Source organism: Streptomyces sp. NPDC007025 (assembly GCF_042869455.1).
GTDB lineage: Bacteria > Actinomycetota > Actinomycetes > Streptomycetales > Streptomycetaceae > Streptomyces.
The window spans coordinates 14,656-31,701 of record NZ_JBIAFT010000017.1; the positions used below are offsets into that span (position 1 = coordinate 14,656).

The 17,046-nt window shown below is 73.5% G+C and carries 15 protein-coding genes; 10 read left to right on the forward strand and 5 right to left on the reverse strand.

Going from position 1 to position 17,046, the window contains the following annotated elements:
* Window positions 1-48 precede the first annotated feature (48 nt).
* The 3 genes from ACFYMO_RS27890 to ACFYMO_RS27900 all read left to right on the forward strand — a co-directional run bounded on the left by ACFYMO_RS27890 (window position 49) and on the right by ACFYMO_RS27900 (window position 3,373).
* A complete protein-coding gene (locus tag ACFYMO_RS27890) occupies window positions 49-1,008 on the forward strand; it encodes an ROK family protein (protein WP_366771926.1) in 960 nt (319 codons plus the stop codon).
* Complete coding sequence (nagA, locus tag ACFYMO_RS27895) at window positions 1,005-2,186, forward strand: N-acetylglucosamine-6-phosphate deacetylase (protein ID WP_366771912.1); 1,182 nt, start codon at window positions 1,005-1,007, stop codon at window positions 2,184-2,186. The genes ACFYMO_RS27890 and nagA overlap by 4 nt, the downstream gene beginning before the upstream one ends.
* Window positions 2,187-2,383: 197 nt before the next feature.
* Window positions 2,384-3,373: a 1-phosphofructokinase family hexose kinase gene (locus tag ACFYMO_RS27900; RefSeq protein ID WP_388549791.1), complete on the forward strand. Its 990-nt coding sequence runs from the start codon at window positions 2,384-2,386 to the stop codon at window positions 3,371-3,373.
* Window positions 3,374-3,523: 150 nt separating this feature from the next.
* Here the strand turns inward: ACFYMO_RS27900 and ACFYMO_RS27905 are convergent, their stop codons facing one another.
* Together ACFYMO_RS27905 and cdgB are read right to left on the reverse strand one after the other, a co-directional pair.
* Window positions 3,524-4,567, reverse strand: coding sequence for a hypothetical protein (locus tag ACFYMO_RS27905; RefSeq protein WP_388549794.1), 1,044 nt, complete (start codon window positions 4,565-4,567; stop codon window positions 3,524-3,526).
* A gap of 128 nt (window positions 4,568-4,695) precedes the next feature.
* Window positions 4,696-6,495 (reverse strand): diguanylate cyclase CdgB, encoded by a 1,800-nt coding sequence (cdgB, locus tag ACFYMO_RS27910; RefSeq protein ID WP_388549796.1) that lies wholly within the window; start codon window positions 6,493-6,495, stop codon window positions 4,696-4,698.
* Between the two features lie 396 nt (window positions 6,496-6,891).
* Between cdgB and ACFYMO_RS27915 the strand changes: the two genes are divergently transcribed.
* Window positions 6,892-7,410: a flavin reductase family protein gene (locus ACFYMO_RS27915; protein ID WP_051019399.1), complete on the forward strand. Its 519-nt coding sequence runs from the start codon at window positions 6,892-6,894 to the stop codon at window positions 7,408-7,410.
* A gap of 28 nt (window positions 7,411-7,438) precedes the next feature.
* Here ACFYMO_RS27915 and arfB read toward each other — a convergent pair whose 3' ends face one another.
* Window positions 7,439-7,879: an alternative ribosome rescue aminoacyl-tRNA hydrolase ArfB gene (arfB, locus tag ACFYMO_RS27920; protein ID WP_366771907.1), complete on the reverse strand. Its 441-nt coding sequence runs from the start codon at window positions 7,877-7,879 to the stop codon at window positions 7,439-7,441.
* 258 nt (window positions 7,880-8,137) lie between these two features.
* Between arfB and ACFYMO_RS27925 the strand changes: the two genes are divergently transcribed.
* On the forward strand, window positions 8,138-8,713 hold the full coding sequence (locus ACFYMO_RS27925) for a TerD family protein (protein WP_276476027.1): 576 nt from the start codon (window positions 8,138-8,140) through the stop codon (window positions 8,711-8,713).
* A gap of 543 nt (window positions 8,714-9,256) precedes the next feature.
* Window positions 9,257-9,757, forward strand: a complete 501-nt coding sequence (locus tag ACFYMO_RS27930; protein ID WP_027761536.1) for a hypothetical protein — start codon at window positions 9,257-9,259, stop codon at window positions 9,755-9,757.
* A gap of 38 nt (window positions 9,758-9,795) precedes the next feature.
* On the opposite strand, the gene ACFYMO_RS27935 is transcribed toward ACFYMO_RS27930, so the two are convergent.
* Window positions 9,796-10,458, reverse strand: coding sequence for a pentapeptide repeat-containing protein (locus tag ACFYMO_RS27935; protein WP_366771906.1), 663 nt, complete (start codon window positions 10,456-10,458; stop codon window positions 9,796-9,798).
* A gap of 191 nt (window positions 10,459-10,649) precedes the next feature.
* On the opposite strand from ACFYMO_RS27935, the gene mltG reads away from it, so the two are divergent.
* From mltG to ACFYMO_RS27955, 4 genes are all read left to right on the forward strand, one after another.
* A complete protein-coding gene (gene mltG / locus ACFYMO_RS27940) occupies window positions 10,650-11,441 on the forward strand; it encodes an endolytic transglycosylase MltG (protein WP_388549801.1) in 792 nt (263 codons plus the stop codon).
* 244 nt (window positions 11,442-11,685) lie between these two features.
* Window positions 11,686-13,860: a TerD family protein gene (locus ACFYMO_RS27945; protein ID WP_388549804.1), complete on the forward strand. Its 2,175-nt coding sequence runs from the start codon at window positions 11,686-11,688 to the stop codon at window positions 13,858-13,860.
* 459 nt (window positions 13,861-14,319) lie between these two features.
* Window positions 14,320-14,514 (forward strand): hypothetical protein, encoded by a 195-nt coding sequence (locus ACFYMO_RS27950; protein ID WP_366771903.1) that lies wholly within the window; start codon window positions 14,320-14,322, stop codon window positions 14,512-14,514.
* A 434-nt stretch (window positions 14,515-14,948) separates the two neighbouring features.
* The gene (locus ACFYMO_RS27955; RefSeq protein WP_366771902.1) at window positions 14,949-15,467 is read left to right on the forward strand and encodes a hypothetical protein; all 519 of its coding nucleotides are present in this window, start codon (window positions 14,949-14,951) and stop codon (window positions 15,465-15,467) included.
* Window positions 15,468-15,474: 7 nt separating this feature from the next.
* Here ACFYMO_RS27955 and ACFYMO_RS27960 read toward each other — a convergent pair whose 3' ends face one another.
* The gene (locus ACFYMO_RS27960) at window positions 15,475-16,923 is read right to left on the reverse strand and encodes an MFS transporter (RefSeq protein WP_366771901.1); all 1,449 of its coding nucleotides are present in this window, start codon (window positions 16,921-16,923) and stop codon (window positions 15,475-15,477) included.
* Window positions 16,924-17,046: the final 123 nt, after the last annotated feature.

The window sequence follows — 17,046 nt, forward strand, 5'->3', positions numbered from 1 at the left end:
GCCGCGGCCGGCGACGCCTCCCGGACGCAGACCCGGGAAGCGCCCCCCGTGCCGTACGTCATCGCTCTCGACGTCGGCGGCACCGGGATGAAGGCCGCCCTCATCGGCACCGGCAACGAACTGCTGCACGAGGCGCGTCGGGCCACCGGCCGGGACCGCGGCCCCGAAGCAGTGGTGGCGGGAATCCTCGACTTCGCCGCCGAACTGCGCGCCGAGGGCGTACGGCGGTACGGCACCGAACCGTCCGCCGCGGGCGTCGCCGTCCCCGGCACCATCGACGAGGAGCACGGCATCGCCGTCTTCTCCGCGAACCTCGGTTGGCGCGACGTGCCGATGCGCGCGCTGCTGGGCGAACGGCTCGGCCGGGGCCGGGACACCCGGCTGCCGCCGCTGCCGGTCGCGCTCGGCCACGACGTGCGCACCGGCGGGCTCGCGGAGGGCCGCATCGGCGCCGGGGAGGGCGTGGACCGCTACCTCTTCCTCCCGCTGGGCACCGGCATCGCGGGCGCCATCGGCATCGGGGACCGGGTCGAACCCGGGGCGCACGGCAGCGCGGGCGAGATCGGCCACATCGTCGTACGGCCCGACGGCCCGCCCTGCGGCTGCGGCCAGCGCGGCTGCCTGGAACGCCTCGCCTCGGCGTCCGCGGTCGGCGCGGCCTGGGCGACGGCCTGCGGCGACCCGGAGGCGACGGCCGCCGACGCCGCCGCAGCCGTGGCCGCGGGCGATCCGCGCGCCCAGCGGGTGTGGGCCGACGCCGTCGATGCGCTGGCCACCGGCCTGGTCACGGGACTCACCCTGCTCGACCCCCGCACACTGATCATCGGCGGTGGCCTCGCCGAGGCGGGCGACATCCTCTTCGTCCCGCTCCGGGAGGCGGTGCGCGAGAAGGTCACATTCCAGCCACTCCCGACCATTGTGCCCGCGGCCCTCGGAGACGCCGCGGGCTGCCTGGGCGCGGGTCTCCTCGCCTGGGACCTACTCTCCGCGGAGGTTGCGAGCCGATGAGCAAGCGAACGGTGCTGACCGGTGCCCGGGTGGTGGTACCCGAAGGGGTACGCGAGAACGGCAGCGTGGTGGTCGAGGGCCGCACTCTCGCCGGCATCGGCCCCGGAGGGCCCGCCGGCGCGGACGCGCCGGACGCGCCCGCGCCGGTCGCCGAGACGCTCGACCTGAGCGGGCACTGGATCGTGCCCGGCTTCGTCGACCTCCATGTGCACGGCGGCGGCGGCGCCTCCTTCTCGGCGGGCAGCCACGAGGAGTCGCTGACCGCCATCCGGACCCACCGCGCACACGGCACCACCACCATGGCGGCCTCCACGGTCACCGGGGACCTGGACGACCTGTGCCGACAGGCGGCCTCGCTGAGCGAACTCGCCGAACAGGGCGATCTGGCCGGCGTCCACTTCGAGGGCCCCTTCATCTCCTGCAACCGGCGCGGCGCGCACGACGAGTCCCTGCTGCGCGACCCCCACCCCGGCGAGGTGCGCAAGCTGCTGGACGCGGCACGCGGCCGGGCCGTGATGATGACGCTCGCCCCCGAACGCCCCGGCGGACTGGACTCGGTGCGGCTGCTCGCCGACAGCGGCGTGATCGCCGCGATCGGGCACACCGACGGCGACTACGCGGGCACCCGGGAGGCCGTCGACGCCGGCGCCACCGTCGCCACCCACCTGTTCAACGCCATGCCTCCGCTGGGCCACCGGCAGCCGGGACCGATCGCCGCGCTGCTGGAGGACGACCGCGTCACGGTCGAACTGATCAACGACGGCACCCATCTGCACCCCGCCGTGCTGGGGCTGGCGTTCGAGGCCGCGGGCCCTGACCGGGTCGCCTTCATCACCGACGCGATGGGCGCGGCGGGCATGGGCGACGGCCGCTACCCGCTCGGCGGCCTGGAGGTCGTGGTGCGCGACGGCGTGGCCCGGCTGGTGGAGGGCGACTCCATCGCCGGTTCCACCCTGACCCTCGATCAGGCGTTCAAGCGCGCGGTCACCGTCGACCGGCTGCCGGTCGCCGACACCGTCCAGGCGCTGTCGGCCAACCCGGCGCGCCTGCTGGGGGTCGCCGACCGGACGGGCTCGCTGGAGCCCGGGAAGCTGGCCGACCTGGTGGTGCTGGACGAGGAGTTCACCCTCACCGGCGTCATGCGCCAGGGCTCCTGGATCGTCCGCCCGCCCGGCTGAGCCGAACCGCGCGTCGCCCCGCGCGGGTTCCCGGGGGCATCTCCCGCCCATAGGCTGGGTGAGGCATGATCGCTCGCGCGGTCGCGGCAGGCCGCGGGCCGCGCAGGGCCCGCGCGTGCCGTGCCCGGCGGAAGTGTCGTCTGCCCTGGGTTGTATGTCATGAATCGTCGTTGGACGGGTGAGGGTGGTGCGCGCGGATGATCCTGACCGTCACGCTCAATGCCGCGCTCGACCTCACCTACCGAGTGCCCCACCTCGTCCCGCACGCCTCGCACCGGGTGCGGGAGGTGACCGAACGCCCCGGCGGCAAGGGGCTGAACGTCGCCCGGGTGCTCGGGGCGCTCGGCTTCCGGACGACCGTCACCGGCTTCGTCGGCGGTGAGACGGGCCGCACGCTGCGGACCCTGCTCGCCGCGGACGGCGACCACGGAAGCGGCGGAATCGGCGGGGGCAGCGGAGTCGGCGAAAGCGGGGGAAGCGCCGCTGTCACGGACGCGCTGGTCGAGGTCGCCGGGGCCACCCGGCGCACCGTCGGCGTCGTCGACGAGAGCACCGGCGACACCACCCAGCTCAACGAGCCCGGACCGCACGTCTCGCCGGAGGAGTGGGAGGGCTTCCTGGCCGCCTACCGCCGCCTGCTGGAACAGGGCGTCGAGGCGGTGGCCCTGTGCGGCAGCCTGCCGCCGGGCGTCCCCGTCGGCGCCTACGCGACACTCGTGCGCGAGGCGCGCACGGCCGGGATCCCGGTCCTGCTGGACACCAGCGGGGAACCGCTGCGCCGCGGCCTGGCCGCCCGCCCCGACCTCGTCAAACCCAACGCGGACGAACTCGCCGGGATCACCGGCACCGCCGAACCGCTGCGCGCCGCGCGCGCCGCACAGCGCCGCGGCGCCCGCGCGGTCGCGGCCTCGCTGGGGGCCGACGGGATGCTGCTGGTCACCCAGGACGGCGCCTGGAGCGCCGCCGTCCCGGAACGGTTGGTGGGCAATCCGACCGGCGCCGGTGACTCGGCGGTCGCCGGTCTGCTCTCCGGCCTGGCCGAGGACCTGCCCTGGCCGGAGCGACTGGCCCGCGCGGTCGCCCTGTCGGCGGCGACGGTGCGCGCTCCGGTGGCGGGCGAGTTCGACGAGCAGACCTATGCCCGGATGCTGCCCTCGGTCCGGGTCCGCGGCGCGGAGACTCCCTGACGGACGACCCGCTCCCCGCGGACGCCCGGCCGCCCCGCCCGCGTGCGGCGCCGGGGCGCTACGCGCCCGGCGTCGGGCGGCGGTGCGGCCCGGAACGTCGGCCGCCCGGGTCCGCACCGGCGCGTCAGCCGCCGGTGCGGACCCGGTGTGTCAGCCCTTCCAGCCCTTGGTCAGCCAGACCTGGTCGAGGTTGACCTCGCACTTGTTGCCGTCCTCGCAGGAGATCTTGACCGAGTTCTGGCCCTTCTGGAGCTGGATGTTCGACCAGGTGTTCTGCCAGCCGTGCTCCCAGTCGCCTTCCTTGGCGCCGGAGAAGTTCTTCATCCGCAGCGGCCGGCTCTCGGGCTTGCCGTTGACGGTGAGGGTGGCGTCCGCGTCCTTGCCGGGCACGCCGTAGCGGACGTGCAGGGTGTACTTGCCGCCCTCGGGGATGTCCTTCAGCGCCCAGGTCGCCGAGGAGCCGGGCTGGTTCATCCCGCCGACGTACGCGCCGCCCTGGCCCTTCGCCCCCGACACGTCGGTGGCCGCCGTGGCGCCGCCGTCCAGCCGGAGACTGGCCGCGTCCTCCTTCGGCAGCTTCTTCGACGCGGGCTCCTGGTCCTTCTTCTCCTTGTCGCCCTCGTCCTGGCCCTGGTCGTCCTGCTGCGAGCTGCCGGTGTTCCGGGCCTGCGGCTCGTCGGCGTCACCGTCGTCGTTGAAGACGATGGCGGCGCCGATGCCGATCACCACGGCCGCCACGACCGCTATCGCCCCGATCAGCAGACCGGTCCGGTTGCGCCCGCCGCGGCCGGGGCCGCCCTGCTGCCGAGCGGCGGCCCGGCCGCCGGGCACCGTCTCGGGCGCGGCGTAATGCGGGCTGGGCTGGTGCTGCGGGGGCGCCGGCTGCTGCGCGGCGCCGTACCCGGGCTGCTGGGGATAGCCGTAGCCGGACTGCTGCTGCGGGTAGCCGTAGCCAGAGCCCTGCTGCGGGTAGCCATAACCGGAGCCCTGCTGCTGCGGCTGCTGCTGCGGGTAGCCGTAGCCGTACTGCCGCTCGCCGACGGCACGGACCTGGTTGTAGGAGCGACGGGGAACGCCGGGCTGCTGTCCGGACGCGGGCTGCTGGGCGCCGCCCTCCTGCCGGTACAGATACGCGAACGGGTCGTCGTCGCCCCCCTCCGGCGCAGCGCCCGTGCCGTTGTTCTCGGCGGTCATCCCCTCACTCCCTACTGCGTCAGGTATCCGGGCGAGCCTACCTCTCCTGGGTGAACCTCTTGGCCCTGTTGCCGACCGATCGCCGACCGGATTGCCGACCGATTGCCGACCGGGCATCCCGGGCTGCGCTAGCCCGCCCGGCGCTGTCCCTTGGACCGGGACCGCTTCTCCACATACATGCGCTGGTCAGCGGATTGCAGGACTTCTTCGGCCGTCATTCCGCAGCCTGCCCAGCCGATGCCGAAGCTGGCGCCTACCCGTACCGTCCGGCCGTCAATCTGGATCGGCGGGATGATCGCGTTCCGCAGCCGCACCGCGAGGTCCTGCGCCTCGGCCGGGCCCAGCCCGTCGGCCAGCACCACGAACTCGTCGCCGCCCAGCCGCGCGACCGTGTCGTCGTCCCGGACCCCCGCCTCCAGGCGACGGGCCACGGCGATGAGCACACCGTCCCCGCAATGGTGGCCGTAGCGGTCGTTGATGGACTTGAAACCGTCCAGATCGCAGAAGAGGACGGCGAGCCCCTTCTCACCGGGCCCGTCGCCCTTCGGCGGCACCACGTGCACATGGTGCGGATCCGCTCCCCCGTCCGCGCCGGGCCCGCCGAATCCGCCGGCGCCCGGGGAACCGGGGGGACCGCCGGGTGCCACGGCGGTCGCGTACGGCGCGGGGGCCTGCCGGCTGCCCGCGGTCTGCGGGCCGGTGCCGGGTTCCGCCCCGGCGCCGGGTATCCCTCCCAGACCCTCCAGGTCCCAGAAGCCACCCCCCTGCCCGTACAGCTGGCCGGGCCCGCCCTCCGCGTACCCGGAGGGGCCGGCGCCGGGCAGGACGCTGGACTGGACCGCCGGCCGGTCCGGCCGCGCACACAGCCTGCTGCCCAGCCGCGCCCGCAGCTCGGCGCTGTTCGGCAGCCCGGTGAGCTGGTCGTGGCTGGCGCGGTGCGCGAGCTGGAGTTCGTGCCGCTTGCGCTCCTCGATGTCCTCGACGTGGGTGAGCAGGTAGCGCGGCCCGTCGGCGGTGTCGGCGACCACGGAGTTGCGCAGCGAGACCCAGACGTAGCTGCCGTCGCGGCGCGCCAGCCGCAGCTCGGCCCGGCCGCCCTCGGCCGAGGTGCGCAGCAGGGTGCGGATGTCCTCGGGGTGCACCAGGTCGGAGAAGGAGTAGCGGCGCATCGCGGCCGCCGGGCGGCCCAGCAGCCGGCACAGCGCGTCGTTGATCCGCAGCAGCCGCCCGTGCTGGTCCCCGCCCATCTCGGCGACCGCCATCCCGCTGGGCGCGTACTCGAACGCCTGCCGGAAGCTTTCCTCGCTGGCCCGCAGCGCCTGCTGCTCGCGCTCCAGCCGCACCAGCGCGCGCTGCATGTTGGACCGCAGCCGGGCGTTGCTGATGGCGATGGCGGCCTGGGAGGCGTACATCTGCAACGCCTCGCAGCCCCAGGCGCCGGGGCGCCGGCCGTTGCGCGGACGGTCGACGGACAGCACCCCCAGCAGTTCGCCGTCGGAGGCGTACAGCGGCGCGAAGAGGCGGTCCATGGGGTGCCAGGCGTCCGGGGTGTCCCGCACCGGCGACGGTGCGTGCCACTCCGGCACCTCGTCGTCGTCCAGGACCCAGCCCTCGGTGTACGGGACGAAGTGCAGCGCTCCCCACTGCTGGCCCAGCGACAGCCGCCGTTCCCAGGCGGTGCGCGACCCGGAGCGGCCCGCCATCATCGCCTCGGCCGCGGCGCTCCCGGCGACGGCGGCCACGACCAGTTCGCCCTCGGCCCGCACCAGGTGGACGGCGGCTATCTCGAAGCCGAGGCCCTCGACCACCCCGTTGGCGACCGTCTGCAGGGTGTCGGCGAGGCTGCGGGCCGTGTTGAGCTGCGCCACGACGTGGTGGAGCTGCCGCAGGCTGGCGAGGCGGACGTAGGGCTCCGACTCGGTTTCCATAGCCCTCCCCCTGAGCCTTGCTCGTCAACTCCAGGTGCTCGTGGCGTCGCTTCCGGGCCTCACTGACTCAGTGCTTCGGCTGTCTTTCGGCTGCCACCGCCACTGAATCACAGCGAGCTGTTCACTCGGTACACAGGGTCAACAATTAATGCCCTCTGTGACTCAAGTCACAACAGTCCGCGATTAGTTGATTGCGCAACGTGTACCCCCGCAGGACAGCGGTATACGCCGCGTACATCTCGTGCACATTCCCCGCATGCTCCGGACGGCCTCGGCCGGTCCTAGTACCCGCCTGGTCCCCGAGTCCGATGCGGGGTCGGGAGAGCGCCCGTTAGCGTAGCCGACGTGTCCCACGCAGTGCAGCAGCAAACGACCCCCGTGCCCCCCGGCCCCGCCATGCCCCATGCTGATGGGGTGAGCGACGAGGAATTCCGCGCGGCGATGGCCCGGCTCGCGTCCGGGGTGGTGCTCGTCACCGCACACGACCCCGAGGAGGGCGTGCGCGGTGAGGACGTCGGCATGACCGCCACCGCGTTCCTGTCCGTCTCGCTCGACCCGCCCCTGGTGCTGGTCAGCGTGCGCGAGGACTCCCGGATGGACGAGCTGCTCTCCCGCCAGAACCACTGGGCCGTCTCCCTGCTCACCGAGGCCCAGCACCAGACCGCCGGTCGCTTCGCAATGAAGGCGCGGCTCAGCGACCGGCTCCTCTTCCAGGAGCTCCCCCACACCCGCGGCCCCGTCAGCGGCGCACCCCTGGTCGACGGCGCGCTGGCGGCCGTCGAGTGCCGCACCGAGCAGCGGGTCACCGCGGGCGACCACACCCTGGTCATCGGGCGCGTCCTGGCCACGCGGCTCACCCACGGGGAGAGCGGGCCGCTGCTCTACCACAGCGGGCGGTACCGGTCCTTGCGCTGATCCGCGGGCCCGCGGCCCCGAGCCGCCGTCAGTCCCAGCCGCGGCCCGTCCGGCCCCGCTTCAGATCGCTGCGCTGCTTCTTCTGGCGCAGCCTGCGCTCATTGATCCCGCGGGGCGTCTTCTTCTTGCGCCGCGGCGGCGGAGGGGGCGCCGTGGCCTCCGCGAGCAGCGCCGTCATCCGGACGGCCGCCGTCTCCCGGTTCCGCCACTGCGAACGGTGCTCACTCGCCCGCACGACCAGCACCGCACCGTCCACCAGCCGGTTCGCGAGCCGCTCCAGCGCACGGCGCTTCCACACCTCGGGCAGCGCCTGGGTGCGGGCCAGGTCGAAGCGCAGCTCCGCCTGGCTGTCGCTGGTGTTCACATGCTGGCCGCCCGGACCCGACGAACGGGTGAAGCGCCACGTCAGCTCGGCCTCGGGCAGGGCGACGTCGCCGCGGATGAAGTGGGGACCGGACATGCTCTCCATGGTCCGGCCTCCGGGCGCGGCCGTCATCCGCTTTTCCGGACACCCGCGCCAGCACCGCTCCTGCCCCTGCTCGGCCCCGGACGACGCCGCGAAGGTAAAGAACGCAAAGTGGCCCGGGAAAGCTGGAACCCGTCCGTCCTCCGGCTGCGTTGTGCAGGGTGTGAGGCGTACGGCCGCGGACCCCGGTGAGGTTCCGTTCCGGCGCCGGTGATTCCCTCGGAGTCACCACCAGAGCCAGACACGACAGAAGGGCACCCCATGGCTGTAAGCCTGTCCAAGGGCGGCAACGTCTCGCTCACCAAGGAGGCACCGGGCCTGAGCGCCGTCACGGTCGGCCTCGGCTGGGACGTGCGCACCACCACCGGTACGGACTTCGACCTCGACGCGAGCGCCATCGCGGTGACCGCCGAGGGCAAGGTCTACTCCGACCAGCACTTCATCTTCTTCAACAACAAGGCGACGCCGGACCAGTCGATCGTGCACACCGGTGACAACGTCACCGGTGAGGGCGAGGGCGACGACGAGCAGATCAACGTCAACCTGGCCGCGCTGCCCGCCGAGATCGACAAGATCGTCTTCCCGGTCTCGATCTACGACGCGGAGAGCCGCAGCCAGAACTTCGGCCAGGTGCGGAACGCCTTCATCCGCATCGTCAACCAGGCCGGCGGCACCGAGATCGCCCGCTACGACCTGAGCGAGGACGCCGCCACCGAGACTGCCATGGTCTTCGGCGAGCTGTACCGCAACGGCGCGGAGTGGAAGTTCCGCGCGGTCGGCCAGGGCTACGCCTCCGGCCTCGTCGGCATCGCCCAGGACTTCGGCGTCAACGTCTGAGACCTGCGGCCGCCGCCCGGCACGCCTCACCTCGGCGCACCGGGCACCCGCCCGACCCCGGGCCCTCCGGAGCCCAGGCCATCTGGCGGGGACCGACCGGGCACCGGCGGTGGGGGGGCCGGGGCCCCCGCGGCCCCCCCCCCCCCCGCCCCCCCCCCCCCCCCCCCCCCCCCCCCCCCCCCCCGCCCCCCCCCCCCGCCCCCCCCCCCCCCCCGGCGGGGGGGCCCCCCCCCCCGCGGGCGCCCCCGGCAACCAAAAAAAAAGGCAGGCGCCCCCGGGGCCCCCCCCCCGCCCCCCCCCCCGGGGCCGCCCGGGCCCCCCCCCCCCCCCGGGCCCCCCCGGCCCCCCGGCCCGGGGGGGGGCCCCCCCGGGGCCGGGGGGGGGGCGCCCCCGCCCCGGGGCCCCCCCCCGCACGCCTGCACGCCCGCACACCCCGACCGCGCAAGAGCCGCCCGGCGCACGACCGGGACGGCCCGACGCCCGGAACCACGCGGCCGGAACCGCGCGGCGGCGGGAGTCCGGCGGGCGTGACACCATCGCGCCGTGCTCGACATCGGCTACGCCCTCTCCCGCCGCTTCCCCGACCCGCCCCAGACGGACTACCGCACCGCCGACGTGCGGACCCTGCGGCACGATCTGTTCTGCGGCGACATCTACCTCGCCGACACCGACTCCGACCGCGAACTGTCCACAGCCTGGGGATGGGTGCCGGTGCTCGACTTCGCCTGGGCGCTCTGCGACATCGCCGAGGAACTGGACCGCGACCCGCTGGGGAGCCGCTCCCCGGGTCCGCACCGCGCCACCCTGGACTTCACCGAGTCCGCGGAACTGCTGCGCTTCACCCGCCGGTTCGGCTGGGTGGAGATCACCGCAGACTGGTCGCCGGACGGCGAGGAACCGCTCTCCTTCTCCCACAGCGCCCTGCGCCGGGAGGCCCGCGACTTCCTGCACGACCTCGTCGCGGACCTCACGGACCTGCACGAGGACCTGGCCGCCAACCCGGCCGTCCACGTCCTGACCTCCCGCTTCCCCCGGGTGCCCTGACTCCGTGCCCGTGCGCCGGGGCGCTCGGCGCCGCGGCCTCAGGGCTCCACCCGCACTCCGATCCGCGCCGCGAACGCGGGGGCCAGCTCCATCAGCTGCCCCGGGTTGATGGTGGCGCCGGCCAGCCGCTCCACACCCGAGGCGATGTCCAGCTCGGTCGCTCCCCGCAGATCCACGTCCTTGAGCCGCACCTCGCGCAGCTCGGCCCGGCGCACCGTGCAGTCGCGGAAGGCCACCCGCTCCAGCGCGGCACCCGCGAAGTCCGGCTCGTCCAGCACACAGCCCTCGAACGTCACGTCGGTGAGCGACGCCTGCCGGAGGTTCAGGAAGTCGATCTTCCCACCGGACACCAGCACCCGGTTCCACCGCGCCCCGTGCAGCCGGACACCGCCCAGCCGCGCATCCCGCAGTTCCACGTCACGGAACTCGGCACCCGCCAGCTCCGTACCGACACCGCGGACTCCCTCCAGCACCGAGTCGATCACCCGGAGCCGCCCCAGCCGGGCCTCGTCCAGCACGCACCGGTACATCCCCACGTCCAGGAACGTCGCACCGCCGCCCTCGGTTTCGCTCAGGTCCAGTTCCTCGAACCGCACCCCGTCGTAGTCCCCGTCCGGCTCCAGCTCCCGCCCCTCGAAGGGCCGCAGCTCGGGAAGGGAGATCTGCGGGCGCCGCGCCGCCCGTACTGCCGATGTCGCCATCCCCTCATGGTGCGGCCGGCCACTGACAACGGCGGCACCGACGGCGGAGCGGCGAGGTCGGCGAGTCGGAGGGGCGGCGGCGCACCCGCACCGCCCGGGCCGGCTGCGCGCGAGCCGCGCGGAAAGTGGTTCTGGTCCCATAACCGGTATCCGGGCCCCACCACCCGGCCCGCTGGCCTAGCGTTCTTCCCATGACCACCAGGACCGGGAACCGGAAGCGATGGCTCATCGCGGTGGCTCTGCTGTGCGCCCTGGCCGTGACCGCGGCCGCCGTGGTGCTGATCCGGCAGTACCAACAGGACCGGGCGTCGAAGCCCTTCGTCGTCCCCGAGGGGTGGCGCGCCACCCAGGTGTACACGGCGGCCGACAAGGCGCTCTCCGTGCCCGAGGGCACGACGCGGAAGGCCGCCGAGCGCGCCGCCCACGCGGGCGAACTCCCCCTCCCCGCCGCGGCGAAGCACAATCCCGAGGGGTACCTCTACCCCGCCACCTATCCGGTGCGCGCCAGGACGACACCGACCGCGCTGGTCACCTTCATGGCGAAGACGGCGAAGGAGCGGCACCTGGCCGCGGGCGTGGACGACTACGACACCCTCGTCATCGCCAGCCTGGTCCAGGCGGAGGCCGACACCCCCGAGGACATGGCGAAGGTCGCCCGCGTCATAGCCAACCGCCTCAAGCGGGACATGCCGCTTCAGATGGACTCGACCATCAACTACGCCCTCGGCCGCTCCACCCTCAACACCAGCCACGCCGACACGCGTCTCGACTCGCCCTACAACACCTACCGCCACAAGGGCCTGCCCCCCTCCCCCATCAACAACCCGGGCCCCGAAGCCCTCGAAGCGGCCCGGCACCCCGCTTCCGGCGACTGGCTCTACTTCGTCACCGTGAAACCGGGCGACACCCGCTTCACGGACGACTACGCGCAGCACGAGAAGTGGGTGGAGGAGTTCAACACCGAACAGGCCGACGGCGCCTGAGCCGGACGCCACTCGGCACCAGCGCCGGCCCCAGGCCCCAGACCGGGACCCCGCCCGCGACCGAAACCGGGACCCGGAACGGACCCGGCGACGGGAGTGGCCGGGTCCGATTTCCCACCGAACCCCGCAGGCACCGGACATGAGTACTACGATTTTCCTGGTGTGTCGTACATCACATCGCGAGGGCGACAGGTGGGCCGCGCGGGAGAGCTGTGTGCCCCGCACGGGAGATGGGGGGGCGTTTGTGCGCGAGATGACCAAGGGGATGAACGTAGGGCTCAGCTCGCTGAGCCCCCATGCCGGCTCGGTGCTCGTCGGCCTGAGCTGGGTCAGCCCGATCGGGGACGGCGACGCGGACGTGTCCGTCCTGCTGCTGGACGCGAACGGCAAGGTGCGCGGAGACAGCGACTTCTACTTCTACAACAACCCCGCCGCGGCCGACGGCAGTGTGCAGCTTCTGGGCAAGACACCGACGGAGAACGGCGACGAGGACCGCATCGGCTTCGACCTGACCGCCGTCCCGCCGGAGGTCGACCGCATCGTCGTCACCGCGAGCCGCTACGGCGGCCGGGATTTCGGGGAGTTGGCGGACGTCGAGGTCACGCTCGCCGACGGGACCGGCGAGCGCCTCCTCCGCTTCGCCGTCGAAGACGCCGACACGGTCAGCGCGATCATCTTCGGCGAGCTGTACCGGCGCGGCGGGGAGTGGAAGTTCCGGGCCGTCGGCCAGGGGTACGCCGGCGGACTGGCCGGGCTGGCGACGGACTTCGGCGTCGACATCGAGGACGACGCCGATGACGCTGACCACGCGGACGGCGCCCAAGCCGAGGACGGCGAGGAGGCGCCCCGGGACGAGCGGGACCCCGCCCGGACAGTCCGGGCCGGGCAGACCGCTCCGGACCCGCACAACAGCGCGAACGCCGCCAGGAACGGCACCGGCACCGGCACCGGCACCGGGAAGGAGACCGGGCCCGGAGACGGAACCGCGCAAGCCGACGGTCCGGACCCGCGAACGACGCCCGGCTCACCCCCCGCTCCGGCTCCGGCTCCGGCTCCGGAGACGACGCCCGGCCCGGTACTGGCTCCGCGCGCGCCCGACGGCACCGTCCCGCCCCCGCGACCGACCCGTCCCCGCACCGCGAAGAAGAAGGTCACTCTGCCCCGGGCGGACCGGAAGGCACTGGCGGAGAACGAGTCCTGGCGGCCCTCCCGGCTGGTACCGGTCCCGACGCTCAAGAGCGACCGGGACCGCGAGGTGCGGGCCACCTCGGTGCTGCTGTCGGTGATGGCCCAGGTGCCGGAGTTCGGCAGGAGGCTCACGGCCGCGTTCGGGGCGCCCGCCGGGCGCATGGAGACCTACACCGAGGTCGTCCTCCCGCACGGCGAGACACCGCGCCGCCCGGACGGGGTGATCCGCGTCGAGCGGGCCGGAAAACTGTGGACCGCCCTCGTCGAGACCAAGACCAACGGAAGCGCCCTCAAGCCCGACCAGGTGCAGGCGTACATGGACATCGCCGCACGCCGCGGCTACGAGGCCGTGATCACGGTGTCCAACGACGTGGCGCTGGAAGGCAGCCCGCTCGTCGACGTCAAGATCGACGGGCGGCGCAAGCACCGCGTGGCCCTCCGGCACCTGTCCTGGGCCGAAGTCACCTACCAGGCACAAATGCTGATCCGCCACGAGGGCGTCGGGGACAAGGCGCACGCCTGGCTGCTCCAGGAGCTGCTGCACTACCTGCAGCACGAGAACTCCGGCTGCCATGGCTTCCAGAACATGGGCGCGGCCTGGGTGCCCGTACGCAACGGGATCAACGACGAAACGCTGTGCGAGGGTGATCCGCGCGCGCTGGACGTGGTCGAGAGCTGGGAGCGACTCGTCCGCCAACTGTGCCTCGGCCTCGGCGGCGAACTCGGACAGAAGGTGCTGCCCGTCCACCGGGCCAAGCGCGGTGCCGACCCCGCCGCACGCCGCAACCGCCTGGCCGACCGACTCTGCCGCGAGGGGCTGCTCCAGGCGGAGTTCCGGATCGACGGGGCACCCGGAATCCTGGCGCTCAACGCGGATCTGCGCACGGGGAAGCTGCGCACCTCCATCGAGATCCCGGCCCCCGAGCAGGGCTACCCGCTCAGCAGGGCGAAGCGGCTGCTCCGCCGGCTGGCCGGGGCCCCGGCGGACCTCCACGTGGAAACGCTGCTGGAAGGCGGGGCGGGCGGCCCGCGGGGGACACTGGAGCGGCTGCGGCCGGAGCCGGCGGACATGCTCCCGAAGGGCGACACCCCGGTCACCGGCTTCCGGCTGTCGTTGTTCAAGAGCATGGGGAACAGCCGGGGCAACGCCGAATCCGGTTTCATCCGCAGCGTCGACAACGCGGTGCACCGCTTCTACGCGACTGTGGTGGTGCATCTCGACCAGCCCTGACCCCCTGTCGGTCCCCGCAGGGCAGCGGGGACCGATGGATTCAGGCCGTCGCAGGCGGTCGGCCGACCCGGCCGCACACCCCTCGCCCGAACCCGCGCGCATCCGCCGCCCGCACGTCGTACGGCTCTCCGGTGGAGGTGCCGCACCCGTCCCCATGGAGGCACGGAAAGTGGCCGAATGACAGCGCCGGGTCAGAAACGTCCTGTACCGGACGGGGGCGGGACCGCTATGGTGAGGGCCCGTCATACACGTTGCGGAGAGGAACGAGAGGAGGAATTCCGTGCCCTACCGAGAGACATGCTGGAACGCCGCAGACCCCTCGCGGATCGGCGTACACCGTGACCGGCGAGAAGCTGCTGGAGAGGCCGGATCCTCCAGCTTCTCCGCGCGAGGAGCAGTCTTCCTTTCGTTGTGAATCGCAGAGTGCACGCCCGGCCCGTGTGCGGTCAGGCGAGCGCGATGTATCTCGATCTCATGGAAGCCCTCGGCACATTCTTCGGCGGTCTCGGCGCCTTTCTCGCCGCCACGACCCAACTGCTGAACACCTTGCAGAAGAAGGACGGCGAGGAGAGGGGCGCCGGCAGCGGCAACGACGCACCGGTCGGCTGGGACATCCCCCAGGCACTGGCCCTCCACCCGACCACCGCGGCCTGACCCGCTCCCCCTGACCCGCCCTCGGGAGACGCCACTCCGCACCATGCGTCCCTCGCACCGGTCCATTGCGGCCGGCATCCGGGCGGCCGGGCAGCGACATCAGACCGCGGGCACCTCACTCCGGCGTTTCCGGGCACCACACGCGCAACGCACCCGCAGCCCGTCCGCACAGGGGGAGGAGCCGTCACGCTCCTCCCCCTGTCGTCGACGCACCCATGGCCCGAGGTCCAACAGCGGGCATCGGATATCCGGCCTCACGCGCCACACGGCTCCCACACGCCCAGCACGCCCCGCCTCGAACGCGAAAGCCTCCGCACCGGCCCAGTCCCGGCCCGAGCGCTGGTCACAGAATGGCCACCTCTCCCCCAGGTTCTCCACAGAGTGCGCCGCAGAGCACTACGGTCACTCCACCCGAAACACACGTGGGGGACGAGATGACCAATCCGTACACCGCTCCCATACCTCCGGCTCCGCGCCCGCCCGACACCCGTCCGCTCCGCAAGCGGGTGCTCGTATGGGTCGGAGGCGTGGCCCTCTTCGTCGTGGGCGTGGGCGTCGGCGCCACCGGCGAGGACGGGCAGCAGCCGGTCGGCGACGAGGCGAAGCCCGCGACGACCGTCACCGCGCCCCGGACGGCGACGCCCGAACCCGCGCCCACGGTCACCGAGACCGTCAAGGCCAAGGCCGAACCCCGCCCCACGGTGACCGTCACCAGGACCGCAGCCGCGAAGGCGGCCGACGACGGCGACGCCGGAAGCGGCGGCAACAGCGGCGACACCGGCGGCGGCCAGGACGGCCCGGACACCTGCTCGATCATCTCCAGTTCCGGGAACTGCTACTCGGCGGGCCAGTTCTGCCGCAACAGCGACCACGGCGCCACCACCTCCACCGCAAGCGGCCGGACCATCAAGTGCGCCTCTCGCTCGGGCTCCTGGCGCTGGACGTACAACTGACGTCGGCTCAGTCCCGCACGGACACGGCGTCCCGGTCCTCGACCCGCTCAGTCCGCTCGGCGGTCCCGGGCGGGCCGGACCGGCGCAGGACGAGAACCGCGACGAGGACGGCAGCGGCCAACAGCCCGGCGCCGAGGCGCAGACCGAGCGCATACCCCGCGTCGAGCGCCTCGGGGGTGACGGCGCCGCCGGTGCGGTGCTGGGCCGCGGTGCCCAGTACGGCCAGCCCGAGGGAGGCACCGATCTGGCGGGAGCTGTTGAGCAGGCCGGACGCGGTGCCCACCTCATGCGCCGCCACCCCCGCGGTGGCGGTGGAGACGACGGGTCCCAGGCAGAGTCCGAAGCCGGCACCGGCGGCGACCGACGGCCCCAGGACATCGGTGGCGAACGTGCCGTCGGCGCTGATCAGGCCGAACCAGGCGAACCCGGCCGCCGTCAGCGTCCCGCCGGCGACCAGCAGGGTGCGGGGCGCGACGCGGTAGCCGAGGACGATGGCGAGCACCGACCCGGCGATCACCGCGAGGGCGAAGGGCAGGAACATCACCCCGGTCAGCGCCGGGCCCTTCCCGAGGACCTGCTGGAGGTAGAGGGAGACGAAGTAGAAGGACGCCGCCATCGCCGCGCCCACCAGCAGGTTGTAGGCGTTCGCGCCCGCGACCGACCGGTTGGCGAACAGGCCCGGCCGGACCAGCGGTTCGCGTGCCGTGGTCCGCTCGACGTGGAGGAAGGCGGCCAGCAGGACGGCGGCGGCCGCCAGCGTCGCCAGGGTGACCGGTGAGCCCCAGGCGTACCGGTCGGTCCGGACGATGCCGAACACCAGCAGCGTCGTTCCCGCCGTCGCCAGGACGGCACCGAGCACGTCCGGACGGCCGCGGGAGACCGGCGCGCTGTCGGCGACGCCGCGCCAGGCCAGGGCCAGCGCGCAGGCGGCCATCGGCACGTTCACGAACATCACCCAGCGCCAGTCGGCGTACTCGGTGAGCAGCCCGCCCAGCAGGACTCCCATGGCGCCGCCCGCGGCGTTCATCGCACTCCACACACCGAAGGCCCGGACCCGCGCCCGCCCCTCGGGGAACGTCTCGGCCAGCACCGCCAGCGCGGCCGGCGCCAGCCCGGCGGCCCCGACGCCCTGCGCGGCCCGGGCGGCGACGAGGTGACCGGGCGCCTGGGCCAGGCCCCCGACCAGCGAGGCGAGGCCGAACAGGCACAGCCCGAGCAGCAGGACGCGCCTGCGACCGTACCGGTCGGCGGTCCTGCCGCCCAGGAGCAGCAGCCCGCCGAAGGCGAGGGCGTAGGCGTGGATGACCCAGGTCAGGCCCGCCGCGCCGAAGCCCAGGCCCTCGGCGATCTTCGGGAGTCCGACGTTCACGACCGACAGGTCCAGCGACACCATGAACTGCACGACGGCCACCGCGGCAAGCGTCAGTCCGGGGCGGGCGGTTGAGCTCTTCGTCATCGCGTTCTTCTCCGTTCCCGGCGGGGGCGCACGATGAGGCGGGCAACTTTTCGAACATGTTCCGAAAGTAGCATCGAACCGCCCGCCGCGCACGCGAAGAGCTTCGGGAGCGGCACGGCTCCG